Below are 21,702 nucleotides of genomic sequence, written 5' to 3'. Positions count from 1 at the left end.
TCCGAGCGATAATCAAGTCGTAAGTATTCTCTCGCCTCTGGGGAGGCGTATCACTTCGTAGGGGCACAGGTTGTTACGCGGAGGGGCTTTGAGCCGCCATGCGCATCAATCATTGGAAACCGAAAACAGAAATATCCATTAAGAGAAACGCAAACGACAAAGCAACCGGATTGTATGACATAACCACCAAGACATGTTCGTATCTTCGACAACATGCCTTTGAAAATAGCCGCTCACGGCTTTCTGCAGGTGCGGGCCGCTTCCATAGGTATTGTCCGCAGGCTTCGCTTTCACGATGGCGACGCCATCACGCGCTTCCGTGCGTTCCCGTGGGGCGAATCATATTTGAGAGCCGAACGCATCGGCTCCTATGCAACGCGCGCTTGTTTGATCAGAAGCGAAGGCACTTCGAGCAGCCTGGCTTCTGATTGAATCAGAAGCAAGGCTCCGGATCGCTGTTCTGACGTGTTCTGTTCGTGCGAACAGGTCATCCGCTCCGCCGGAAAGCGCTTTAGGAGCCCACCGCCGCGTTGATCAGCTTGATGGCGTCTTCGCTGTCCCATTCAGCCGGTCCGGCCATATTGCCGAGTTCGCAACCCTGGCCGTCGATCAGCACCGAGGTCGGCATGCCGACCGCCATGCCAACGCTTTTAAGCTCCTGGAAAACGGACGCCTTCTCGTCATGGAAATTGCCGAGGTGAGTCAGGTTGGCGTCTTTCAGGAAAGCCTTCGGCTTATCGGAGTCGCGGGTGTCGATATTGATGGCGACCACGGCGAACTTATCGCCGCCGAGCTTGCCCTGAAGCCGGTCCAGAGCCGGCATTTCGGTTCTGCAAGGCACACACCATGTCGCCCAGAGGTTCAGGAGAACGGTTTTCCCCTTCCAGTCCGAGAGCTTCATGGGTTGGCCCTCGCCATCCAGAAAGGCCAGGTCAGGCATCCGACGCGGCTTCGACGCCATGGTCAGGGAGGCCACCTCGCCCGTGGCCTGCGGGGCGAGCTTCCTGGACAGTTCCATGGCCGGACCGCAGGGCGCCAGCGCATTAACGGCGGATTTCGCGTGCCTGAGATGCCCGATTCCCAGAAGCGCCACCGTGGCCCCCACGACAATGGCGACTGCGACCAGCGGGCCTATGGGAAACCTGCTTTCGGCGCGATGAGGCGGCGTAGGGGTATCGGTCATAACGTTTGTCATCCTGTATCAGATACGGGTATGCAGGCGTCGGCTTCGACGGCTACACCCACCGGAGCGGATCGGCCGTCCGGCAGGCATGATGAAAGTGGCGAGCACGGCATGAGCGGCAAGACATGAGCAACAGGACATGAGCAACAAGATGTGGGGTGGACGGTTCGGCGAAGGACCTGACGCGATCATGGAGGAGATCAACGTCTCGATCGACGTCGATCGCCACCTCTACGCCCAGGACATTGCCGCGTCAAAGGTCCATGCCGAGATGCTTGCCGCTCAAGGCATCATCGCGGCAAATGATGCGAAAAAAATAGGCAAGGGTCTAGACACGATTTTGTCAGAAATCCGCGACGATTCCTTCGACTTCAAGCGGGCGCTTGAGGACATTCACATGAATGTGGAGAGCCGGCTCGGAGAGCTGATCGGTCCCTCGGCGGGACGACTGCATACCGCGCGGTCGCGCAATGATCAGGTTGCGACCGATTTCCGCCTCTATGTCCGCGACATCATCGACGAGACCGATAACGCGCTCGCAACCTTCCAGCATACTCTCGCGACCCGCGCACTGGAATTCGCCGGAACGGTAATGCCGGGCTTCACGCACCTGCAAACCGCTCAGCCGGTGACCTTCGGCCATCACTTGCTGGCGTATGTCGAAATGGCGGCCCGCGATCGCGGACGCTTCGCCGATGCGCGCAGGCGCCTGAACGAGAGCCCGCTTGGAGCGGCTGCCCTGGCGGGCACGTCCTTTCCGATCGATCGCCATGCCACCGCGAAGGGACTCGGCTTCGATCGCCCGATGGCGAACTCGCTCGACGCGGTTTCGGATCGCGATTTCGTGCTGGAGACGCTGTCAGCCGCGGCGATCGCCTCGACCCACCTGTCGCGCTTCGCGGAGGAGATGGTGATCTGGACCTCGCCGCTGGTCGGCCTGGTGCGACTTTCCGACAAGTTCACCACGGGCTCGTCGATCATGCCGCAGAAACGCAACCCGGACGCCGCCGAGCTGGTGCGCGCCAAGACCGGCCGCGTCGTGGGAGCGCTCACGGGACTGCTGGTGGTGATGAAGGGATTGCCGCTGGCCTATCAAAAGGACATGCAGGAAGACAAGCAGGGCGCGATGGAGGCGTTCAGCGCGCTCTCGCTGGCGATCCGCGCCATGACCGGCATGGTCGCCGACCTCGTGCCTGACGAAGCGCGAATGAAGGCGGCTGCCGGCGATGGCTATGCGACCGCGACCGATCTCGCGGACTGGCTGGTCAGGACGCTGAAGATGCCGTTCCGCGACGCGCACCATGTCACCGGGCGTATCGTCGCGGCCGCATCGAAGCAGGGCGTCGCCCTGCATGAACTGCCGCTGTCCGCGATGCAGGCGGTGGAGCCGCGCATCACCCGCGACGCGCTTGCGGTGCTGTCCGTGGAAGCCTCGGTGAAGAGCCGGACGAGCTATGGCGGGACCGCGCCGAAGAACGTCCGCGCGCAAGCCAAGGCCTGGCTCAGGCGGCTGGAGAAAAAGCGAACACCGGACTGACCCGAACGCCAGTCTTGAATTTCTGACCTTCCGGGCCTCGCCAGAACAGGGCATTCTTTGTATGGTGCCGCCGATTGGGGATATCGCCGTGAACAGCACTTCAAGCTCCATCTCGATGAGATGGGCCCTGTTTCTTCTGACCGCCGCCGCGCTGGCGCTGGCCGGCTGCGGGCGCAAGGGCGGCCTCGATGTGCCGCCGACCGCATCAAACCAGCCGCCTGCCGCCGCCGCGGCGGATGACCATGACCGCGCCAATGCGCCCAAGGACAACCTGTTCGATCCGTCTTTCGGAATCAACAGCGACCCGGCGGCGTCCAGAGGCGCCAGGAAATCCTTCATCCTCGACCCGCTGCTCGACAGCCACTGAAATGCGGGCGTGATGCGGGCGTGGCCCCTCGGAAGTTTCGCTTGCTGTTTCCGCGCACCCTTGCCGAACGCTCTTGGGCTATTGTGTGAGACGCTGAGTTGGTGAAGCGGATTTCGGATTCGGGACACTAGAGCCATGCATCACTTCGATTACCGCGACGGCGTACTCCACGCCGAGGACGTCGATCTTTCAACGCTGGCCGAAGCCGTCGGCACGCCGTTCTATTGTTATTCGACGGCGACGCTGGAACGGCACTACCGCGTATTCGCCGAAGCTTTCGCGGGAACCGACCATCTGATCTGCTACGCCGTGAAGGCGAACTCCAATCAGTCGGTGCTGCGCACCATGGCGAGGCTCGGAGCGGGAGCAGACGTGGTGTCGGGCGGAGAACTCAAGCGTGCGCTCGCCGCGAACATTCCGGCGAGCAAGATTCTGTTCTCGGGCGTCGGCAAGACCGAATCCGAACTGCGCGCGGCGCTCGCCGCGGACGTTCTATGCATCAACGTCGAATCGGAACCGGAACTCGACCTGCTGTCCCGCGTCGCGGTTGAAACAGGCCGCACCGCGCGCATCTCGGTGCGCGTCAATCCTGACGTCGATTCCGGCACTCACGCCAAGATTTCAACCGGCCGGCTGGAGAACAAGTTCGGCATTCCGATCACGCAGGCGCGCGCGGTCTATGCCCGGGCGGCAAAACTGCCCGGCATCAAGGTCACCGGCGCCGATATGCATATCGGCAGCCAGATCACCGATCTCGGTCCGATGGAAACAGCCTTCCGTCTGCTCGCGGATTTCGTCGGCACGCTGCGCGCCGATGGTCACGTCATCAGCCACGTCGATTTCGGCGGCGGCCTCGGCATTCCCTATTACGAGGACCGATCGGCGCCGCCGGAGCCGCTTGCCTATGCCGAGATGGTCAGACGCGTGACCCGCGATCTCGACTGCACGCTGATGTTCGAGCCCGGCCGCATGATCGTCGGCAATGCCGGCGTTCTGGTGACGCGCGTGATTTACGTGAAGCACGGCAACGCCCGCAATTTCGTCATCATCGATGCGGCCATGAACGACCTCATCCGTCCCACGCTGTATGAAGCCTACCATCAGATCATGCCGGTGCGCGCGGCGCCCAGGGATGCCGCGGTGATGGTCGCCGATGTGGTCGGCCCGGTGTGCGAGACCGGAGATTATCTGGCGCTCGGGCGCAATCTGCCGGAGCCGCAAGCCGGAGATCTTCTGGCGATCATGACCGCAGGCGCTTACGGGGCCGTGCAGTCAGGGACCTATAACACCCGCGCGCTGGTCCCGGAGGTGCTGGTCAGGGGCAACCAGTATGCGACGGTCCGCCCGCGCATCGAAGTCGACCAACTCATCGCGATGGATAAACTCGCGCCCTGGCTGTGATCGCCATCGCCACGAGCACCCGCCTCCGACCACGTCGCATGAGCGATGTGAACCGGGGCTGGCAAGAAACTAAAAGATCCATGACGCCCGTCAAAAGCCGCATTCGCAGTGCAAAATTCGGGGCCGTTCAACGCCGGGCTGAACCGTTGCGCGACAAACTTCTATTTGATATGGGTGTGCCCGCCGCTCCCTTTAGGCACGCAAAACGGGCCGGGGTGGAGTTGTTTCGCGATTGATGAGCCGGGGGGTGCCGCTGCCATCGATCTTTCAGTTCGTCCGGGATATCCCGGGTTTCTTTGGCTCCTTCATACCGCTGGGAGTACTTCAGTAATGAGCTCTGGGAGTGATACAGTGCATTCGAACCGGACCAACGCCATTATGGGCGCGCTGCTCGGAACATTGTTGTTTGTTCAAACAGTACGCATCATCGACGAGTCGTTCAGCGCGCCGGAGAAGCCGCACGCTGAAGCCAGCCACAAGACCGAGGCCAAGGAAGCCGCAGCCGCGCCGAGCGCTGCTGACGCCGAGTCGTTCAACAAGGCGCTGGCCAGCGCCTCCGCAGAACGTGGCGCTGGGCTTGTCAAGCCGTGCCTGGCCTGTCACACCACCGAGGAAGGCGGGGCCAAGAAGGTCGGCCCGAATCTTTACGGTATCGTCAACCGGCCGATCGCTTCGGAGCAAGGCTTCAACTACTCCGCGGCTCTGAAGAGCAAGGCTGGCGGCAAGTGGACCTTCGCCGATCTCAGCAGTTGGCTGGATGACCCGAAAGCCTACGCCAAGGGCACGTCCATGGGCTACCCTGGACTGAAAAGCGAAAGCAAGCGCGCTGACCTGATTGCCTATCTCAATACGCTCTCCAAGGATCCGGCGCCGCTGCCGAAGTAAGTTCCTGGTTACGAGCCATTACGAAACAGCCTGGAGCCTCGCTTCCGATTCCATCGGAAGCGAGGCTCCAACGTTTTGAGCCCAGAGCGTTTTCAAGCCAGGCGAGCACCGGTTGCGTGAAGAAAACGCGTCGAATCAAAACCATAGAGCAATTTCCAATTCTATCGGTAGCGGAAAGGCTCCAGGTCTTTCACGCCAACCAGCGTCCCTCCACGGGGTCGAACCTTGACGGCATGCTTCACCGGACAACACCATAGAAGGCCGCGCCGTAAAACCTCCCCGGAGAAGGACGGATCAATAGCGGGCCTGCGGGTAAATATCACTCAGTGAACATAGCTCGGCCTTTGCCGGCAGGTCGCGCGAGCATCAAGTCAACGCCGGTTCCCGCGGTCCATCACCACATGTTCAGGACCGTGCGCGCCTCGTCTGACATGCGGCTCGGATCCCACGTCGGTTCCCAGACGATGGCGACCTTGGCATCGTGCACACCGGAGACCCCTTTAACCGCTCGTTCGATCTGACCGGGCAATTCTGCCGCTGACGGGCAATTCGGCGAGGTCAATGTCATCTCGATATTGACCTTGCGTTCGTCGTCTATTGCGATCTTGTAGATCAGACCAAGCTCGTAGAGGTCTGCCGGAATTTCAGGATCATAGACCGTTTTGAGCGCGGCGATGATTTCCTCACCCATTCGCGCCATCTCGTCAGGCGGGGTATTCGCGGCGTGATCAGTCCCGCTATCCGTGCGAGCCTCGACCAGGCAGGCGCTTTCGGCTCCAGCTACGTTCGCCTCATCCGTCATGTCAAAACTCCTGCGCTTTGGCGAAATCCTCACGCCAAGCCTCAACCCCGGGTCGACTAGAACCGCTCGGTAGGCTCGGATTCGGAGGCCCCTTCCGTACGTCTTTTTTCTTGGAGACGCGAAGTTGCTCCCAACCGCAGTCCCTGGCCCAGAGCTGTCCTTACATAGCGCAGTTGCCCGCTGTCTCCAAGCGGCAAGCAGCGAACCGCGCCGGCTCCCGCGGCACATCGACATTCTACATGCCGGGCGCCGCGCGGCTTCTAAGGCGGACTCGTGTGTCGCTCGGGAGTCATCGCAAGAATCTGTTTCACTCGGGTAGCGCTCGAAGCATCGGGACACGAAGGATTTGGAATCCAGTTACCGTGCGACTGCAACTTGAAATCAGGCCGAGACGATGTTCTGGAGCAATTCCAGCCGCGTCCTGGCTTCTGCCTGTGGGTTTTGGCGGGTATCGGGCCGCTTCGCGGGCGGCGCACCACTGAATTCAAAGCATAATTGTTCCTTTGGCCACTGGGGCCGACTGGGGAAATTAAGTTGACGTGAACGGCGTTAACATGGTACATTTTGGACCGTACCAATTTAGCATGGTTGGATCGTCGGACTTTAAAACGCAGCCGCCAGTGGTATGAAATGGGCGGAACGAGTTCGCATCGAGGGTGTTGTATCGATGTGGGGTAATGCGTAGTCCCAACCAGAGGAGCCCTTCATGTGCGACTACAGTCTGCATCACGTCTCTTCGCGGCCTGCCAAGGTCGCCGATAAGCTGGTTACTATGGAGCTCGCGAAATCTAACGTGCGCGGCTTTGCCGCCGTCGGCGAGCTCGGCCCCAAGCTTGTAATTCATGACAGCCCGCCTGAATTGGCGGTCTGCTTGCTGCCTGGAACAGAGCTCGCATTCGATGAGAATGTTCAGTACGAGCAGCCCCGCAGTTTTCTTGGCATAAAGTTCTCAGGCAAGGCTCGTGTCGATCACAAGGTCGCGAGCTTCCGCAAAGTCGATGAGGACAATCCGTACGTTCAGCATGACGCCCTGGAGTTTCCGAATGGGCAGGTTCTGAAGATTGCTCAACTGGTCGCAGGGCAGACGGCTACGGTCCTGCAGTTGCCGGTCAATGCGCAGGAGGACGACCACGATCACGAGCACGCCATACGTCGTCGTGCGCGCGAGTCGCGCCTGGCCCTTAACCGATCCACCAGGCAGGGAATGTTTGTCCCTAACCAGGGTGCGGTAATGCTGTGGGATTCGGTCTGTGGCCGAGCCGCTGACTTTTCGAGCGCTCTGACCGAGTCTTTCCAGCGTCTGACCGCTCCGAAGCAGCCTTCGATCCTTGAGGGTGAAATGGCGGCAGGTATGGGCGCCGAAGTCAGCTTCGAGAATGGCGTACCCACCGTCACTTCGACGGCGGCTTCTCAGAAGCCAGAGAAGAAGGTCAGGGCTGGTTCCGCTGTTTAGCGAATCTGACGGCCATTTGATCGCTTTCTAGACGCCGAATGTCTTTTAATAAAAATGGCGCCCGTGCATAACGGGCGCCATTTTTATTGAGAAGCATCACATCGGTCAGAGGCTAGTGCAACTGTCGGTAGATCAACCTACGGGGGAACTTATCAGTGGCGTTGTGCGGGTATCCTAGGCCTGCCAGTTGGTTGATGTCTGATGCCCTCCTGGGAGGGTTCTTAACGCTCTCCACCACGATTAATTCGTTGCCAAGCAGGCGGTGGTTTCGTCGCAAATATGGGCCAGAGCAACATAGGTACGCGCCAAAACGATGCTGACCACCGTCGATGCACCATGGCTTGATGACTCGCATTCATTCAAACTGATCGACCCGGCAATCCCTACAGAGTCGACATTACTTTTGAGCGCATTCGGATATGAATTCCATCTCATGTGATTAAAGGATTGAAGCAATTAAACACTCTCAAGCAGGCTCCTCCACAGGACAGAGAATTCCTATCGTAAATGGAGTTGAAGCGAAGACCGAGGCCGCTTAATATACGGCATACTTGCTTCTTCGTCTCATTCAACAATCCGGGATAGCGCCTCAGAATGCATGCTCTATTGAGAATCGTTGGAGTTATCACCCTGATCGCCGGATTGGGCTTCATGGGGCAGGGTTTCCGTTTTTACAGCTATCCCGCCGATAGTATTCTGGTCCGGCACACCGAATGGGTCTACTACGGTGCCGCGATGGCTGTGGTCGGGTTTTTGCTCATCATCTTTTCAAGGCCTTCCGAAGAGCCTTGACAGCGCTGAAGGGGATGACCTGCAGGCAACACCCCTCCCGCCTTCAGATGTTATTCTCTTACAGGCGTGTAGCCTATGAGCGGTGCGATGAGGAGCCGGTGTCCCTTCAAGGAGCCGGCATCCTTTTTAGTTCGGCCTAGCTGGTCTGCTCGGCCCATCCTTATAGTCCCGACTTCACCCTGATCGAAAACGCTTCCGCAATATCCACGGCATGCGACTGCCCACGGCAGTTGAATAGTCCCTCGATGCCTTTGCGGACACGCTCGGCATCCTGATCCGGCCTCCTCTCGTCACACAGCGAGCCAACTTCTTCGCCGTGCTCCGGAATGAACGCGGATTAATAAGGATCCGATTCAGCGGGGGTGCTATTGCTGGTAGCGAAAAACCGATCGCCTGCTAAACGCATGTCGTCGATTAACGATCGCGACCGATCTTTGCGAGGGTGATCGCCAGCATCACCCAAAGAGACGGTGCAGCGACCTTCGATGAAACGCCGTTGCGAACTCCGTCCTTTTGCAAACACCAGCTTTTCTCGGACGAAAGAGTACCAGCTCGCGCAAAGAAAACGCCTCAGAATGAAGATCATGGAACCCGCTCCTGATTCCGTCAGAAGCGATAAGCCATGCTCCGGAGATTATTTGTTCTGGTCGCATCTCTTGCGGCGAATAGGTCATGCACCTCGCCATAAACGCTCTAACTGCGCCTAGAGCGGGATGGGTTTATTTTGAATCGATTGAGATTCCCAAATCAGAATTCATCTGATTCAACATGCTGACTGGGAAGGAGGCCAGCATGGATGGGACGAGCCTATTCGAACGACCTTCGTGAGCGGGTAGTGCGTGCTGTCGTTAAAGGCGGCCTGTCGCGGCATCAGGCTGCGGCCCAGTTTGGGGTGGGCATCAGCACGGCGATCAACTGGGTACAACGCTTCCACGAGACCGGCAGCGTCGCGCCAAGCCAGATCGGCGGCTATAGGCCAAAGAAGATTGCGGGGCCGCACCGCGAATGGCTGCTGCAACGGTGCCGAAAGGACTTTACCGTGCGCGGGCTGGTGGCCGAACTTGCCGAGCGTGGCCTTAAGGTCGATTACCGCACGATGTGGGAGTTCGTTCACGCTGTGAAGCTCAGTTACAAAAAAAGACGCTGATTGCTGCAGAGCAGGATCGTCCCGATGTCGCCCGTCGGCGAGCGCAATGGACCAAGTATCGAGATCGGATTGATCCCACTCGGCTGGTGTTCATCGATGAGACCTGGACCAAAACCAATATGGCGCCGCTGCGGGGCTGGGCGCCGCGCGGTCAACGCATCAGAGCCAAGGTGCCGCATGGCCGCTGGCAGACCATGACCTTTATGGCCGCTCTGCGCCACGATCGCATCACCGCGCCGTGGTTCATCGAGGGGCCGATCAACGGCGAAGCCTTCCTTCTCTACATCGAGAAGGTTCTGGTCCCGACCCTGCGGCACGGCGACATCGTCATTATGGACAACCTCGGCTCGCACAAGGCCAGCGCCGTGCGTCGCGTCATCCGTGCCGCCGGTGCCCGGCTCTTCTACCTGCCGAAATACTCGCCTGATCTGAACCCGATCGAGCAGTTCTTTGCCAAGTTCAAACACTGGCTACGCAAAGCCGCGCAGCGGACCACCGAGGCCGTCTACAATGCTATCGCTCCGATCCTCGAAACCGTTGCACCGGCTGAATGCGCCAACTACTTCGTCAATGCAGGATACAACCAAATCTAAACTCATCATGCTCTAAAACAGCGGGAGCGTCGATCAGTGATCAACACTGAGGCGCGCCGCCGCGCCCGATTCATGAAGGCATCCAGCAGCGATAAACGATCCATGAAGGCCGCACCGCGACGCCAGCACCCAGCCCGACCGCGTTGTGAACGATCGTTCCTTGATAGTCTCGGGGGCCGGTCGCGCCGCAATTCGGCTACCCGTCGTAGATGGACGGGCCAAATTATGAGGGAGGAGTCGTTTTATTTCGCGAGTTCTGTCACCCGCGCCAGCGCGGCGGCGAAGCCGTTCAGCGAGACGCTGAAGGTGACGGGCTCGTTGCTGGAGAGGTTGAGGGAAGCGACCACGAGTTTCGTGCCCTTCCGCATGGCGTCCGTGGCCGTGGCCGGAAAGCTCACCGGCAACAGGCAGCCCTGCGGCACGCAAGTGGAGAAGCGCAGCCCCTTGCCAAGGTCCTTGTCGTCGAGCTTGAGCACCGCGCCGGCATCGAGATTGAGCCCGAACGGCATCAGGATCGTACCCTCGATCTTGCCGCCTGCGGGAGGCGTCAGTTCGATAGCGTAAACGCGCCTGCCGGTTTCCTTGTTGCCCTGCACCTGCGACAGCAGACATTGCTTCCGCCGATCGACGAGCCGGCAGTCCACCGTCCAGTCGCCGTAGGTCTCGCTCACCGAGGCGGCCCCGTTCGGCAGCGTAGACGCCGCCGGCGTGGCCGGTTGCTGCGCATGAGCCGCAGTCATGGCAACGGTCGTGATTGCGGCGGCAAGGGTGAGCAGGCACGTTCTCATAAAGCGGGCTGACATTATCTGTTGAACCTGATTGGGACGGCGAGTGTGATGGAGCCGCCGCCGACGTTGGAGGGAGGGGCTGGGACGGGGCTGGCGCGGCGCGGCAGCGACACCGCCTCGGCGTCGAGCGAGGAATCGCCGGCCGAGCGCACCAGGCGCGCCGACAGCACCCGGCCCGAGCGGTCGATCGTGAACGCGACCGAGGCCACGCCCATGCCCGCGCCCGGCGGGAAGCGCTTGTGGCGGTTGAGATGCGCCATCAGCGCGGCGCGCCAGGTCGCCGGCGACATCGACGACGCCATGCCTTCGGCCGGCGCGGCCGCGCGATCGGCGCGCTGCGCCTGCGAACTCTGCGGCGCGGTGGTGCGCGGCGCCTTCTTCTGCTTTTTCTTCTTCGGCTTCGGCTTCGGCGGCTCGACCTTGGCCGGCAGCACAACCTCCGCCTTCTCCACCTTCGGCGTTTCCGGCAGCTTGACCTCGGCCTCCTTCACCTCCGGAGGCGTCGGCTCGGGATCAGGCTTCTCCTCGATCGGCTTGTCCGGATCGACCTGCTCCTCGGCCTCCACCATCTCCGGCCCCGGCGCGACGTCCTGCTGCGGCGCCTCGGGCGCGACAGCCATCGGCGCCAGCTCCATCATGATCGCCGCCGGCGGATCGCCCGGCGCCTCCGCCGCCGCCGGCCAGTGCAGCGCCATCCAGATGCCGCCGGCATGCAGCGCCACCACCGCAAGCCCGGCCGCGGTCCAGCGCAGCGCCGCCGCCCGGTTCACATCATCGCCGGCCCGGCCGTCCGGGTCGCGCCAGTCGATTTTCATCATGGCGCAGGCGCCGCCGCCGGCGCGGCTCCGCCCGCCGCCACCGCCTGCCCGGTATCCTCAAGCCCCACCAGCGCGATCTTGAGATAGCCGGCCTCGCGCAGCAGGTTCATCACCTTCATCAGCTCGGTATAGGCCACCGTCCCGTCGGCGCGCAGGAACACCCGCTGCTCGCGGTCATTCTCGGTCTGCTGGTCCAGCGTCGCCTGCAGCGTGTTGCGCGGCACGTCGTCATTGCCGAGCGCCAGCGTCAGGTCCTGCTTCACCGTCAGGAACACCGGCTTGTCGGGACGCGGTTGCGGCTGCGCGTTCGACACCGGCAGGTCGACCGCGACATCCACCGTCGACAGCGGCGCCGCCACCATGAAGATGATCAAAAGCACCAGCATCACGTCGATGAACGGCGTGACGTTGATCTCGCTCAGCTCGTCGATGCCGCCATCCTGCGGGTTCTTCAGCGATACCCCCATGGCGCATCACTCAGCCGCAGCGCGGCCGCGCGACAGCGCCACCACGGACGGGCCGAGCCCCCGCTCCTGCCGCTCCAGATCGCGCGAGATGTGCTGAATGATCTCGCCGGAGGCGTCCGACAGCAGCGCCCGGTAGCTCGAAAGCGCGCGAGCGAACACGTTGTAGATGATCACCGCCGGGATCGCGGCGACAAGCCCGAGCGCGGTCGCAAGCAGCGCCTCGGCAATGCCCGGCGCCACCACCGCGAGGTTGGTGGTCTTGGTCTGCGAGATGCCGATGAAGGCGTTCATGATGCCCCACACCGTGCCGAACAGGCCGACGAACGGCGCGGTCGCCCCGATGGTCGCCAGCAGGCCGGTGCCGCGGGCGATGTCGCGCCCCGCCTTGGCCTCGATGCGCGACAGCGCGATCGCCAGCCGCTCCTTGATGCCCTCGGACGACAGATCGCCCGAGCGCTGCAGCTCGCGCTCCGCCGCCCCCATCAGATCCGCCACTGTGCCCTCACAGGTCCAGCCCTCGGCGATCTCGGAGCGCGCGGCATCGAGGCTGTCGGCGCGCTCCAGCTTGCGCACGCAGCTCTGCGCCCGCCGCCGCGACGCCGCGAGCTCGATCCCCTTGGCCAGCCAGACCGTCCACGTTACCAATGATGCGAACGCCAAACCGATCATTACCGCTTTCACGACGATGTCCGCCTGCATGAACATGCCCCACGGCGACAGGTCCTGCGGAAGCGTCGACGACGAGCCCTCCGGCGCAGGCGACGGCGCGGCGGAATCCGGCGCGGCGGATTGATCCGACGGCGCGGCCGCGTCCGACGATGCACCCGCAGACGCATCAGATGAAGCAGACCCCTCCCCGGACGACGCATCAGACGCCCCCTCGGGAGACGTCGACGCCGACGGCTGCGATGACGCAGCCCCAGCCGACCCGTCAGTGGCCGACGGAGCAGAACTCGCCGGCCCCGGCGATGCAGACGCAGCCGAAGCCGCCCCCGCAGAGCCGTTCACCGAAGAAGCAGAAGGAGTTGCCGCCGCCCCCCCCCCGGACGATGTCGTCGACGGGGACGACGCCCGGTGCTGGGCAAAAACCGTAGCCGATGGAACGAGGACAGCCAATAACGCTGCAAACGTCAGATGGATCGTCGCCTTCGCAAGTCTCACAATCATGCTCTTTGTTCCGGATATCTGTTGGCTTGCCAGCGCTATCATTTCGCCCCTTAAACAGCTGCCCAAAGGTCGAGCAGAAACCACACGGCATTTCTTGGCAGCGCAGCCGGGAGCTTTTCAATAGCCGCTCAAGGATGAAGGCATTCGAAGAAGAGTCACTCCATACCGCGCAATATGAAAGCCTCGAAAGTGGTTTGTCTGAGTAAGCGACAGTCCCCGCTCAAATCGGCTGAAACAGCCCGCTCATATTATTGGCGGCCGCACTCCATTGTCCCTGGTCGTTATAGCGGCAATCATCCGATCCAAGCCCACGCCCGACAGTCGATGATCCTCGAACCACCAACCGGTTACTTTCGATGAGAAGCGAGAGCAACAAAGGATAAAGCCGTGACGAATCTACCGATCGTCCTCAGGAGACAGAAATGATAAGGACACCTCTTACTGCTTTAGTCCCTCTCCAATATCCAATACGGCGGCATTTCGCTACGTTGAGCACTTAAGAATCCTTCTAGATTGTTGCGTGCCCTCGCCGGCACGATCGTTATAGCGATCGGAACTGAGCGATTATCCAGATGATCCATCGGGTGTGAGACGTTCGTTCGGAGGACGCGCTGAAAATGAAAGCGAACTTTTGAACCAACCCACTACGTACGCAGTCCTGCTTGCCGGATTGACGCCGGAGAAATCGCACGGATATCCCGGCAGCCGGTGAGCACCATGGTCGCTTCCAACTCGGCATGCAGGATGCGCAGCACATGGGCAACGCCTACCGCGCCCGCCGCGGCCAACCCATGAACGAAGGCACGGCCGACCAGCACCGCACTGGCGCCGAGCGCCAGCGCCTTGAAGACATCGCCGCCGCGCCGGATCCCGCCGTCGAGCAGGATCGGTACGCGGCCGGATACGGCGGCCGCGATCTCCGGAAGCACCTCGATGGTCGCGGGTTGACCATCAAGCACCCGCCCTCCGTGGTTGGAGACGATGAGACCATCGACGCCGGCCGCAAGAGCCTGCTCGGCGTCCTCCGCCGTCATGATGCCCTTGAGCACCAGCGGTAGCTTGGTCGCTTCGCGCAGATTCTCGATGTCGCGCCAGGTCGCGGCCCTGGTTATCAGCGGACTATCGAACAGCGTCTCGCCGGCGGCTCGCGGCGAGGGCGTCAGGCCGCGCAGATTGACCGGCTCGATGCCGCCCGGAAAAGCGAAGCCCATGCGCTGCTCGCGGTTACGCAGGCCGCTGATCGGCGCATCGACGCTCACCACCAGCGCGCGAATGCCGGCGGATTCCGCGCGGCGCACGAGACGAAGCGTGAAGTCGCGGTCGTGCTGGATGTAGAGTTGAAACCACAGCGGCGTCTGCGCTTCCCGCGCGATCTCCTCCAGAGCGACGCTCGCCTGCGTGCTGACCACCATCGCCATCCGCATCGCCGAAGCGCCGAGCACGGTGGCGAGTTCGCCATCCGGATATGCGAGCTTCTGGTAGGCGACAGGTGCGAGCAGGATCGGCGCACGCAGCCGCGTGCCAAACAACTCGCAAGCCGTGTTTCCGCTGGAGAGATCGCGCAAAACCCGTGTGCGCAAGTGCAGACGAGCGAACGCCGCGCGATTTTCCCGCGCGGTCACCTCGTCCGCCGCGCCGCCGTCGAGATAGGCCCAGGCTCCAGGCGACACACGCTCACGCGCCAGCACCTCGTAGTCGGCAACCGCCGCGACCGTCGGCGGAATCTGCGTGAGCTTGGCAAGCGGCGTGGTCATCGTGGTGTTATAGCGTTTTCGAACGAAGTGGATACCGGTTTGCGTGAAGAAAGCGCGTCAAATCAAAATCATAGAGCCCGCTTCTGATTTGACCGGAAGCGGAGAGGCTCCAGAGCATGATCCCTTCAGGTTGAATCGGCCATGCTCTGGAAATTATTCTCTGCTCACATTTTCTTGCGGCGAACTGGTATCCACTTCGCCGGAAAATGCTCAGGTCTCGCTCCATTCGCGCAACAGGTTGTGATAGAGCCCCGTCAGGCGGGCGACCGCCGGCTGCTCGGGATTGTCCTGCGCCAGCGCCTGAATGGTATTGTCGAGTTCGAACAGCAGCGCGCGGCGCGAGTGTTCGCGCACCAGGCTCTGCGTCCAGAAGAACGCCGCGAGCCGCGCGCCCCGGGTGACCGGAGTAACCTGATGAAAGGTGCTGGCAGGATAGAGGATCATCTGTCCCGCGGGCAGCTTGAACTGGTGCCGGGCGAACTCGCCCTGGATAATCAGTTCACCGCCGTCATAATCGCCGGGTTCGCTGAGGAACAACGTGGCGGAAAGGTCACCGCGGATACGCACGCCGGCGCCCGGCACGGAAAAGATCGCGTTGTCGATGTGATCACCGTAGCTGCCGCCGCCGGTGTAGCGGTTGAAACGTGGCGGCAGTACCTTCAGCGGCAGCGCCGCGGCGATAAAATGGCTGATCTTGCCGAGGCGCTCCAGCAGAAACTCGGACAACTGCTGCCCCAGCGAATCCTCGTGCGACAACTGCTCATTGGCCTTGGCGCGGACCGCGACATGGCCCGCGGTGGCGCGGCCGTCCTGCCATTGCGCCTGCCCGAGCAACTCGCGGAAACGTTTCAGCTCGTCCGGAGTCAGCACGTCCGAAATAACCTGGATCATCGCCTGTATCCTTTTCGCGGCAGCCTCGCCCCCGTCTTACCCTTCTGATTGAAGCTGAAAAGCACTCAAGCGGGATGAGGAAAAATGTGTAGCGGTTTTCCGCCCGCATCCCGCGTCTCAAAATATTAGAATCGATCACGTTCATGGTTTTGGATCGATTCGATCCGAAACCATGAACGTGATCTAGAACATTATCGCTTCTGGTTGAATCAGCAGCGAAGTAGTCCCGCATTGCGTCCTTACCATAGCGCCGGCCGAGACCATGTAAGCTTGGAGCCTCTCGCAACGGGCGGCACGATCGTTGGCTCGCGCAAAGAAAAACACCCCGGCGCGACGACGCCGGAGTGTTCAGGGAATTTATCCGTCGGGCCCAGCCCATCAGAACCTGAAGCTGGTGCTCACGCGGTAATTACGCGACGGTCCAAGCAGGGCACGGACGCCGGACCAGTTGGTCGACATCGCGTACCGGTTGTCCGCCACATTATCGATGTTGAACCGAACGATGACATCCTTGTGGAGTTCATACGACGCCATCAAATCGACCACGGTATAAGCCGGCAATTGGCCGAACCTGCCATTGGGTATGATCCGGCTCGCAGTGTCCGGCCGGCCCAGATAGGACGTGCCCACATACCGGATACCACCGCCGATCGTGAGGTTGGTCGCAGGAACATGATAGGTGGTCCACAGATTGGCGGTAGCGCGCGGCGTGAAAGCCAGCGCGTCGCCGTTGGTCGAGGTCCACGGACCGTTGCCCGCATTTGCGGTGAAATCGCCTGGATTCGCGGTGCGGCGAACGAGGTCAAGATAAGCGCTGTGCTCGCGTCTGCTATCCATGAAAGCGGCGCCGCCGAACACGTTCCAGTTTTCGGTGAGGGCCCCGGTCACGCTCAGTTCGACACCCTGCACGATCTGCTTGCCGTAACCCTTCAGCCCCACGACATCTCCGGGGATGGATGGGTCGATGCCCGTGATCGGCGCGTTGACTTTCTCCGTGCGGAACAAAGCGGCGGCGACCATCAACCGCTTGTTGAAGAAGTCAACTTTACTGCCCAGTTCATAGTTGTGGAAGCGCACTGGATCGGCACCCTGAACGAGGCCGGGGAAGGCATTGTCGCCCGTACGGGAAATATCCTCGTTGGAAAGATAGGAACCCGGCGGCAGATGCGAAACGCCGAATGAACCATAGATGCTGGCGTTCCTCACCGGCTTGTAGACCAGGCCGACCTTACCGTTCAGCGTGGTTCGGGTGTCGTTGAAATTTCCGAGGCCGGTCGGCGCGCCGGCGACGGTGCGGCTGTTGATATCGACCTTGTAGTGTTCAGCGCGCAAGCCGCCGGTGATCTGCCACTGCTCGGAGAGCTTGATGGTGTCGTAGAAGTAAGCTGCGGCGGTGGATACGCTGGCGCGGTTGTTTTCCGTCGGGTTGAAAGGCGCAGGTCCGGCACGATCCGGATTCGGATCGAACAGGTTGGCAAGCAGCGCCGGATTGGTCGTCGAGCTGATCGAACCGAACCGATTGGCGTCGGACGTTTCATGGTTGAACTCGAGGCCCGTCGCGATCTTATGATTGAAAGGACCGGTGTCCACATCGATGGTCATGTTGGTGATGTTGCTGACCGTCTGGTTGCGCCTGCCGTAGAAAGTCGTGCTGGTCGCGGCGGTGGCCGGCGCAGTGAATCCGGTCGGCTGGGTAAAGCGCGTCGTGCGGTCGACCTGCGCCCAGACCGTCTGGTTGCTGATCGTGATGCGCCGGGTGATGTCGTATTCGAAACGACCGAGCACGCGGTCGGCGTCCACATTGTCGAAGTCCGAGCGCAGGCCGTAGAACGCGTTGCGGCGAACACCCATCGTTGCTGGATTATAGGTTACGAGACCTGGAACGGTCGCCCCCGGCACACCCCAATCCGGACGATCCCGCCTCGACAGATGCTCGAAAGCCAGGAACGTACGGAAATCGGTGCCGAGACCCAGGGCGACCGACGGCGCAACGCCCCACGCCTTGTTTTCGGCCAGATCGCGGCCGGGAATGCCACTCTGTTCCAGCAAGGCGTTGAAACGCACGGCCGTGTTGGGCGCGACGATGTAGTTGAGATCGACGGTGCCGCGCTTCTGCGGCTGGTTTCCGTATTCAGAGAAGCCGGAGAAGGTATCGAACTGAGTGAAGTTCTGCAGCGACGGCAGCTTGGTGACCATGTTGATATAGCCGCCGGCATTCCCGCGGCCATTATCCGCCGCGGCCCCCTTGAACACCTCGACGCGGTCCACATTGAATATGTCGCGCGTGTAGCTGCCGTTCGAGCGCACGTTGTCGATGAAAAGGCTGCCGCTGGCGTCGAAGCCGCGCATTTGGAAGGTGTTGCTCGAGGTGCCGAAACCGTTCTCGCCGCCTTCGAAGGAAATGCCAGGCGTGGTGCGCAACACTTCGGTGAGGTTGCGTGCGCCGGTCTGGCGAATAACCGCCTGCGGCACGACCGTCACGGTTTGCGGCGTATCGAGCAACGGCGCGGTCTGCCGCGGTGAAGAGGCCATCGTAACATTGTATGCGCCTTCACCGCTGCTCGGGGCCCCGCCCTCCCCTTGGACGTTGATGGTATCAAGGGCAATAGCGCTCGATGTTTGAGATGATTGCGCCGACGCCGGCTGAGCGATCGCGGCCAGCGACACCGCAAGTCCGGCTGACAAAGCCAGATGAGAAATCGACGAATAAAGCTGCACCTCAAGCTTCTTGGTCATAACCCTAGAGCCCCCAAATCAATCAGTTCCTATGTATGGGTGCGCTTCTACATGAAACGACAAAGTCTTTATTATAGAATTCATCTAAACCCGTGAGGTAATCTTCACATCAATCTGCATAGATGCTTTTTTGCACCACCTCGCAAACGCCGGAGCCACGCGAAAGATCTCATTTTTTAGGGCCATAGTTTCAGACTGACGCCGCGGCGCTACCTATCGTCGCATGTGTCACTCAGGGGAGGTTCGCAACACCGATAAAGCGACGCTTCGCTATCCTCTCGCGGCCCCGTATTGGGGCCGGTCACGAATCGCCCACCATCAATCAGATTCGATTCTGCGTTCCCGCCATCCTGTCCCCGGCAACCCTTCGCATGAGAGGCTGACCCGCCTTAAGTCGCGCCGATTCCACCACATTGTCGCAGAAATCGAATTCATCCGACGCCAGCACAATGATCGTCGATCCGTGCTCGAACCAGCCGAGTTCGTCGCCTTTTCGAGCGCTCGCATCGCAGGAAAAAACCGTCGGTCCCCTGGTTCGAGCGTTGAGGGTGGCATCGATGAAGTGCAGCCGAATGCTCGCGACCAGAATCGCCGCCACCGGCACCAGGGTCAGCGTCTCGCCGGTTATCAGCCGCGCCTGAAGCACCGCCCGCTCGTTCTTGCAGAACAGCCGCTCGACCCGCTTCAATGCGATCGGGTTCACGTTCCATACGTCGCCGTGAATGAACGTGACCCGATCGATCCGGCAATCGTGCGGCGCATGAAAGCGATGGTACATGCTCGACGTCAGCCGCAGGGTGATGAAGCGGCCATTCCGGTGGGCCTCGACCAGCGCCGGATCGCCGAGCAGGTCCGGTAGCGAATAAGGCGCGCCCTTGATCTGAAAAAGCTCCGTATCCGCCACCTTCCCGAACGCCCCGACGATGGCGTCGCAGGGGCTGACCACAATCGCGGGATCAGGATCCGGCAGGCGCGAACCCGGAAGCAACTCCCGCGTAAAACAATCATGCAGGCTCTTGAAGCTGGATTTGCGTGCTTCGCTCAGGTCGAGATCGGAGAACAGACGCCAGCACGCGATCGAGAGATCCCGGATCAGGGGCTGCTCGATCTTGCCGAACCATCCCATAAACCGGGTCAGCATGGCCCGCGGAATCCGGTTGGTCAGCAGGAAATTCATATCCTCCTGCTCGGTCAGGGCCGAGATCAGCTTTCTCATTGTCATGAACCTGTCAGAGGGGTTGGATAGCGCTGGCGGCATGGACCTGCCTTTTCCGATTCTGGCCCTGTCCGCCGCCGCGATTGGCGGCGCAGCAGCGGCCCTTCCCAAACTGAACGCCCGGCTGGCGCTTTCGCGGGCCAAGCACCGCTCGCTGACCGGCCATTCCAGATTGTCCAGGACGGTTGCCCGGCTGCTGCCGTTCTATGAGTTCGATCACGACGGCTTCTTCGGCTCCGACGGCGCGCCGCCGGAAGTCGTCAAGCAACGAAGCGACGCTTTCTTCCGGCTCGCCCGCCTGTATGAGGAACGCTACGCCAAGGGCCGCCGGATGACCGCGGAGGTTTCGAGCCGGATCTCCGACCTGCAGTTCACCGAGACCTATCGGGTGCCCTTTCAGTACAGCCGGATGGTGCGCGAGCATCTTTCGACCGGCGCCTTCATGCGGTCCTCGTGCGGCGTCACCGTCACCGACGTCGACGGCAATGTTTCTTACGACCTGGCCGGCTCCTACGGCGTCAACATCTTCGGCAACGATTTCTACAAGGATTGCATCACGGCGGCGGAAAAACGCGCGCATGATCTGGGTCCCGTGCTTGGACCCTATCACCCCGTGATCGCGAACAATGTTCGCCGGCTCTGCGAAATCTCCGGTCTTGACGAAGTCTCGTTTCACATGTCCGGCACCGAAGCCGTGATGCAGGCGGTACGGCTCGCCCGCTATCATACCCGCCGAACGCATCTGGTTCGCTTTGCCGGATCCTATCATGGCTGGTGGGGTGACGTTCAGCCTGGAGTGGGCAACCCGATGCCGCCGCACGAGACTTATACTCTTGCCGACATGTCGGAACGGACGCTCCATGTCCTGAAGACGAGGCGCGACATCGCCTGCGTTCTGGTGAACCCCTTGCAGGCGCTTCATCCCAACGCTAGCGCGCCGGCTGATTCCGCGCTGGTCGACAGTTCCCGCAAAAGCCGGTTCGACCGCGCCGCCTACAGCGAATGGCTGAGACGGCTGCGCGAGATCTGCACCGAGCGCAGCATCGTGCTGATTTTCGACGAAGTTTTCGTCGGCTTCCGTCTCGCCGCCGGCGGCGCGCAGGAATACTTCGGCGTCCGCGCCGACATGGTAACCTACGGCAAGAGCCTTGCCGGCGGCCTTCCTGTCGGCGCGGTCTGCGGCCGTAAGGACCTGATGCGACGCTTCCGCGACGATCGGCCCGCCGATGTCTGCTTCGCCCGCGGTACCTTCAATTCGCATCCCTACGTCATGGCGGCGATGGACGAATTCCTGAGCCGGCTCGCCGCTCCGGGCTTCCAGGCGATCTATGACGGTCTTGACGAGACCTGGAACGGACGCGCGAAACAGTTGAACGACCTGCTGAGCGCACGGGACCTTCCGGTGCAGGTGGGCAATCTGTCGTCGATCTGGACGGTGCACTACACCGAGCCGTCCCGCTACAACTGGATGCTTCAGTATTATCTGCGAGCCGAAGGTCTCGCCTTGAGCTGGATCGGTACCGGCCGCCTGATCTTCAGCCTGAACTACACCGACGCCGACTTTGCCGCGGTCGCGGAACGCTTCGTGACAGCGGCCGAAAATATGAAACGGGATGGCTGGTGGCGGCGCGATCCCTCGCTCACCAACAAAAGCGTGCGCCGGCAAATCCTGAAGGAGATGATCACGCGAAGACGGCCGCGGTGA

18 protein-coding genes are annotated in these 21,702 nt (G+C 61.3%); 8 read left to right on the top strand and 10 right to left on the bottom strand.

Features of this window, described 5'->3' with window-relative positions:
• Positions 1–511: 511 nt before the first annotated feature.
• Positions 512–1,183 (bottom strand): thiol:disulfide interchange protein TlpA, encoded by a 672-nt coding sequence (gene tlpA / locus NWI_RS03700; RefSeq protein WP_011314036.1) that lies wholly within the window; start codon positions 1,181–1,183, stop codon positions 512–514.
• Positions 1,184–1,322: 139 nt separating this feature from the next.
• Between tlpA and argH the strand changes: the two genes are divergently transcribed.
• The 4 genes from argH to NWI_RS03680 all read left to right on the top strand — a co-directional run bounded on the left by argH (position 1,323) and on the right by NWI_RS03680 (position 5,373).
• Positions 1,323–2,720 (top strand): argininosuccinate lyase, encoded by a 1,398-nt coding sequence (gene argH, locus NWI_RS03695; RefSeq protein ID WP_011314035.1) that lies wholly within the window; start codon positions 1,323–1,325, stop codon positions 2,718–2,720.
• A 115-nt stretch (positions 2,721–2,835) separates the two neighbouring features.
• Positions 2,836–3,087: an LPS translocon maturation chaperone LptM gene (gene lptM, locus NWI_RS03690; protein WP_244374968.1), complete on the top strand. Its 252-nt coding sequence runs from the start codon at positions 2,836–2,838 to the stop codon at positions 3,085–3,087.
• Positions 3,088–3,222: 135 nt separating this feature from the next.
• Positions 3,223–4,488 (top strand): diaminopimelate decarboxylase, encoded by a 1,266-nt coding sequence (lysA, locus tag NWI_RS03685; protein ID WP_011314033.1) that lies wholly within the window; start codon positions 3,223–3,225, stop codon positions 4,486–4,488.
• Positions 4,489–4,818: 330 nt separating this feature from the next.
• The gene (locus NWI_RS03680) at positions 4,819–5,373 is read left to right on the top strand and encodes a c-type cytochrome (protein WP_011314032.1); all 555 of its coding nucleotides are present in this window, start codon (positions 4,819–4,821) and stop codon (positions 5,371–5,373) included.
• Positions 5,374–5,767: 394 nt separating this feature from the next.
• On the opposite strand, the gene NWI_RS03675 is transcribed toward NWI_RS03680, so the two are convergent.
• Complete coding sequence (locus NWI_RS03675; RefSeq protein WP_011314031.1) at positions 5,768–6,175, bottom strand: SUF system Fe-S cluster assembly protein; 408 nt, start codon at positions 6,173–6,175, stop codon at positions 5,768–5,770.
• Between the two features lie 706 nt (positions 6,176–6,881).
• Here NWI_RS03675 and NWI_RS03670 point away from each other — a divergent pair.
• From NWI_RS03670 to NWI_RS16650, 3 genes are all read left to right on the top strand, one after another.
• Positions 6,882–7,628, top strand: a complete 747-nt coding sequence (locus NWI_RS03670) for a hypothetical protein (RefSeq protein WP_011314030.1) — start codon at positions 6,882–6,884, stop codon at positions 7,626–7,628.
• A 594-nt stretch (positions 7,629–8,222) separates the two neighbouring features.
• A complete protein-coding gene (locus tag NWI_RS03665) occupies positions 8,223–8,420 on the top strand; it encodes a hypothetical protein (RefSeq protein ID WP_011314029.1) in 198 nt (65 codons plus the stop codon).
• Between the two features lie 796 nt (positions 8,421–9,216).
• Positions 9,217–10,160 (top strand): IS630 family transposase gene (locus NWI_RS16650; protein ID WP_187147962.1). Its coding sequence is split into 2 segments (ribosomal slippage): positions 9,217–9,552 and positions 9,555–10,160, totalling 942 coding nucleotides; the frame shifts between segments, so codons are not numbered across the junction.
• 242 nt (positions 10,161–10,402) lie between these two features.
• Here the strand turns inward: NWI_RS16650 and NWI_RS03650 are convergent.
• The 8 genes from NWI_RS03650 to asd form a co-directional block, all read right to left on the bottom strand.
• On the bottom strand, positions 10,403–10,900 hold the full coding sequence (locus NWI_RS03650) for an invasion associated locus B family protein (protein ID WP_244374967.1): 498 nt from the start codon (positions 10,898–10,900) through the stop codon (positions 10,403–10,405).
• Between the two features lie 62 nt (positions 10,901–10,962).
• The gene (locus NWI_RS03645; protein ID WP_011314027.1) at positions 10,963–11,766 is read right to left on the bottom strand and encodes an energy transducer TonB family protein; all 804 of its coding nucleotides are present in this window, start codon (positions 11,764–11,766) and stop codon (positions 10,963–10,965) included.
• Positions 11,763–12,233 (bottom strand): TonB system transport protein ExbD, encoded by a 471-nt coding sequence (gene exbD / locus NWI_RS03640; RefSeq protein ID WP_011314026.1) that lies wholly within the window; start codon positions 12,231–12,233, stop codon positions 11,763–11,765. Before exbD ends, NWI_RS03645 begins: the two co-directional genes overlap by 4 nt.
• Positions 12,234–12,239: 6 nt before the next feature.
• The gene (gene exbB / locus NWI_RS18115) at positions 12,240–13,442 is read right to left on the bottom strand and encodes a tonB-system energizer ExbB (protein WP_011314025.1); all 1,203 of its coding nucleotides are present in this window, start codon (positions 13,440–13,442) and stop codon (positions 12,240–12,242) included.
• Between the two features lie 602 nt (positions 13,443–14,044).
• A complete protein-coding gene (locus NWI_RS03630) occupies positions 14,045–15,154 on the bottom strand; it encodes an alpha-hydroxy acid oxidase (RefSeq protein ID WP_011314024.1) in 1,110 nt (369 codons plus the stop codon).
• A gap of 210 nt (positions 15,155–15,364) precedes the next feature.
• Complete coding sequence (locus tag NWI_RS03625) at positions 15,365–16,045, bottom strand: Fe2+-dependent dioxygenase (protein WP_011314023.1); 681 nt, start codon at positions 16,043–16,045, stop codon at positions 15,365–15,367.
• A 378-nt stretch (positions 16,046–16,423) separates the two neighbouring features.
• Complete coding sequence (locus NWI_RS03620; RefSeq protein WP_011314022.1) at positions 16,424–18,781, bottom strand: TonB-dependent receptor; 2,358 nt, start codon at positions 18,779–18,781, stop codon at positions 16,424–16,426.
• Between the two features lie 322 nt (positions 18,782–19,103).
• Complete coding sequence (gene asd, locus NWI_RS03615; RefSeq protein WP_041344712.1) at positions 19,104–20,003, bottom strand: archaetidylserine decarboxylase; 900 nt, start codon at positions 20,001–20,003, stop codon at positions 19,104–19,106.
• Between the two features lie 34 nt (positions 20,004–20,037).
• On the opposite strand from asd, the gene NWI_RS03610 reads away from it, so the two are divergent.
• Positions 20,038–21,702: an aminotransferase class III-fold pyridoxal phosphate-dependent enzyme gene (locus NWI_RS03610; RefSeq protein WP_011314020.1), complete on the top strand. Its 1,665-nt coding sequence runs from the start codon at positions 20,038–20,040 to the stop codon at positions 21,700–21,702.

This window comes from Nitrobacter winogradskyi Nb-255 (assembly GCF_000012725.1).
GTDB classification, from domain to species: Bacteria; Pseudomonadota; Alphaproteobacteria; order Rhizobiales; family Xanthobacteraceae; genus Nitrobacter; species Nitrobacter winogradskyi.
The sequence above is the reverse complement of the archived record's forward strand: the minus strand, read 5'-3'. Positions and strand labels throughout refer to the sequence as shown.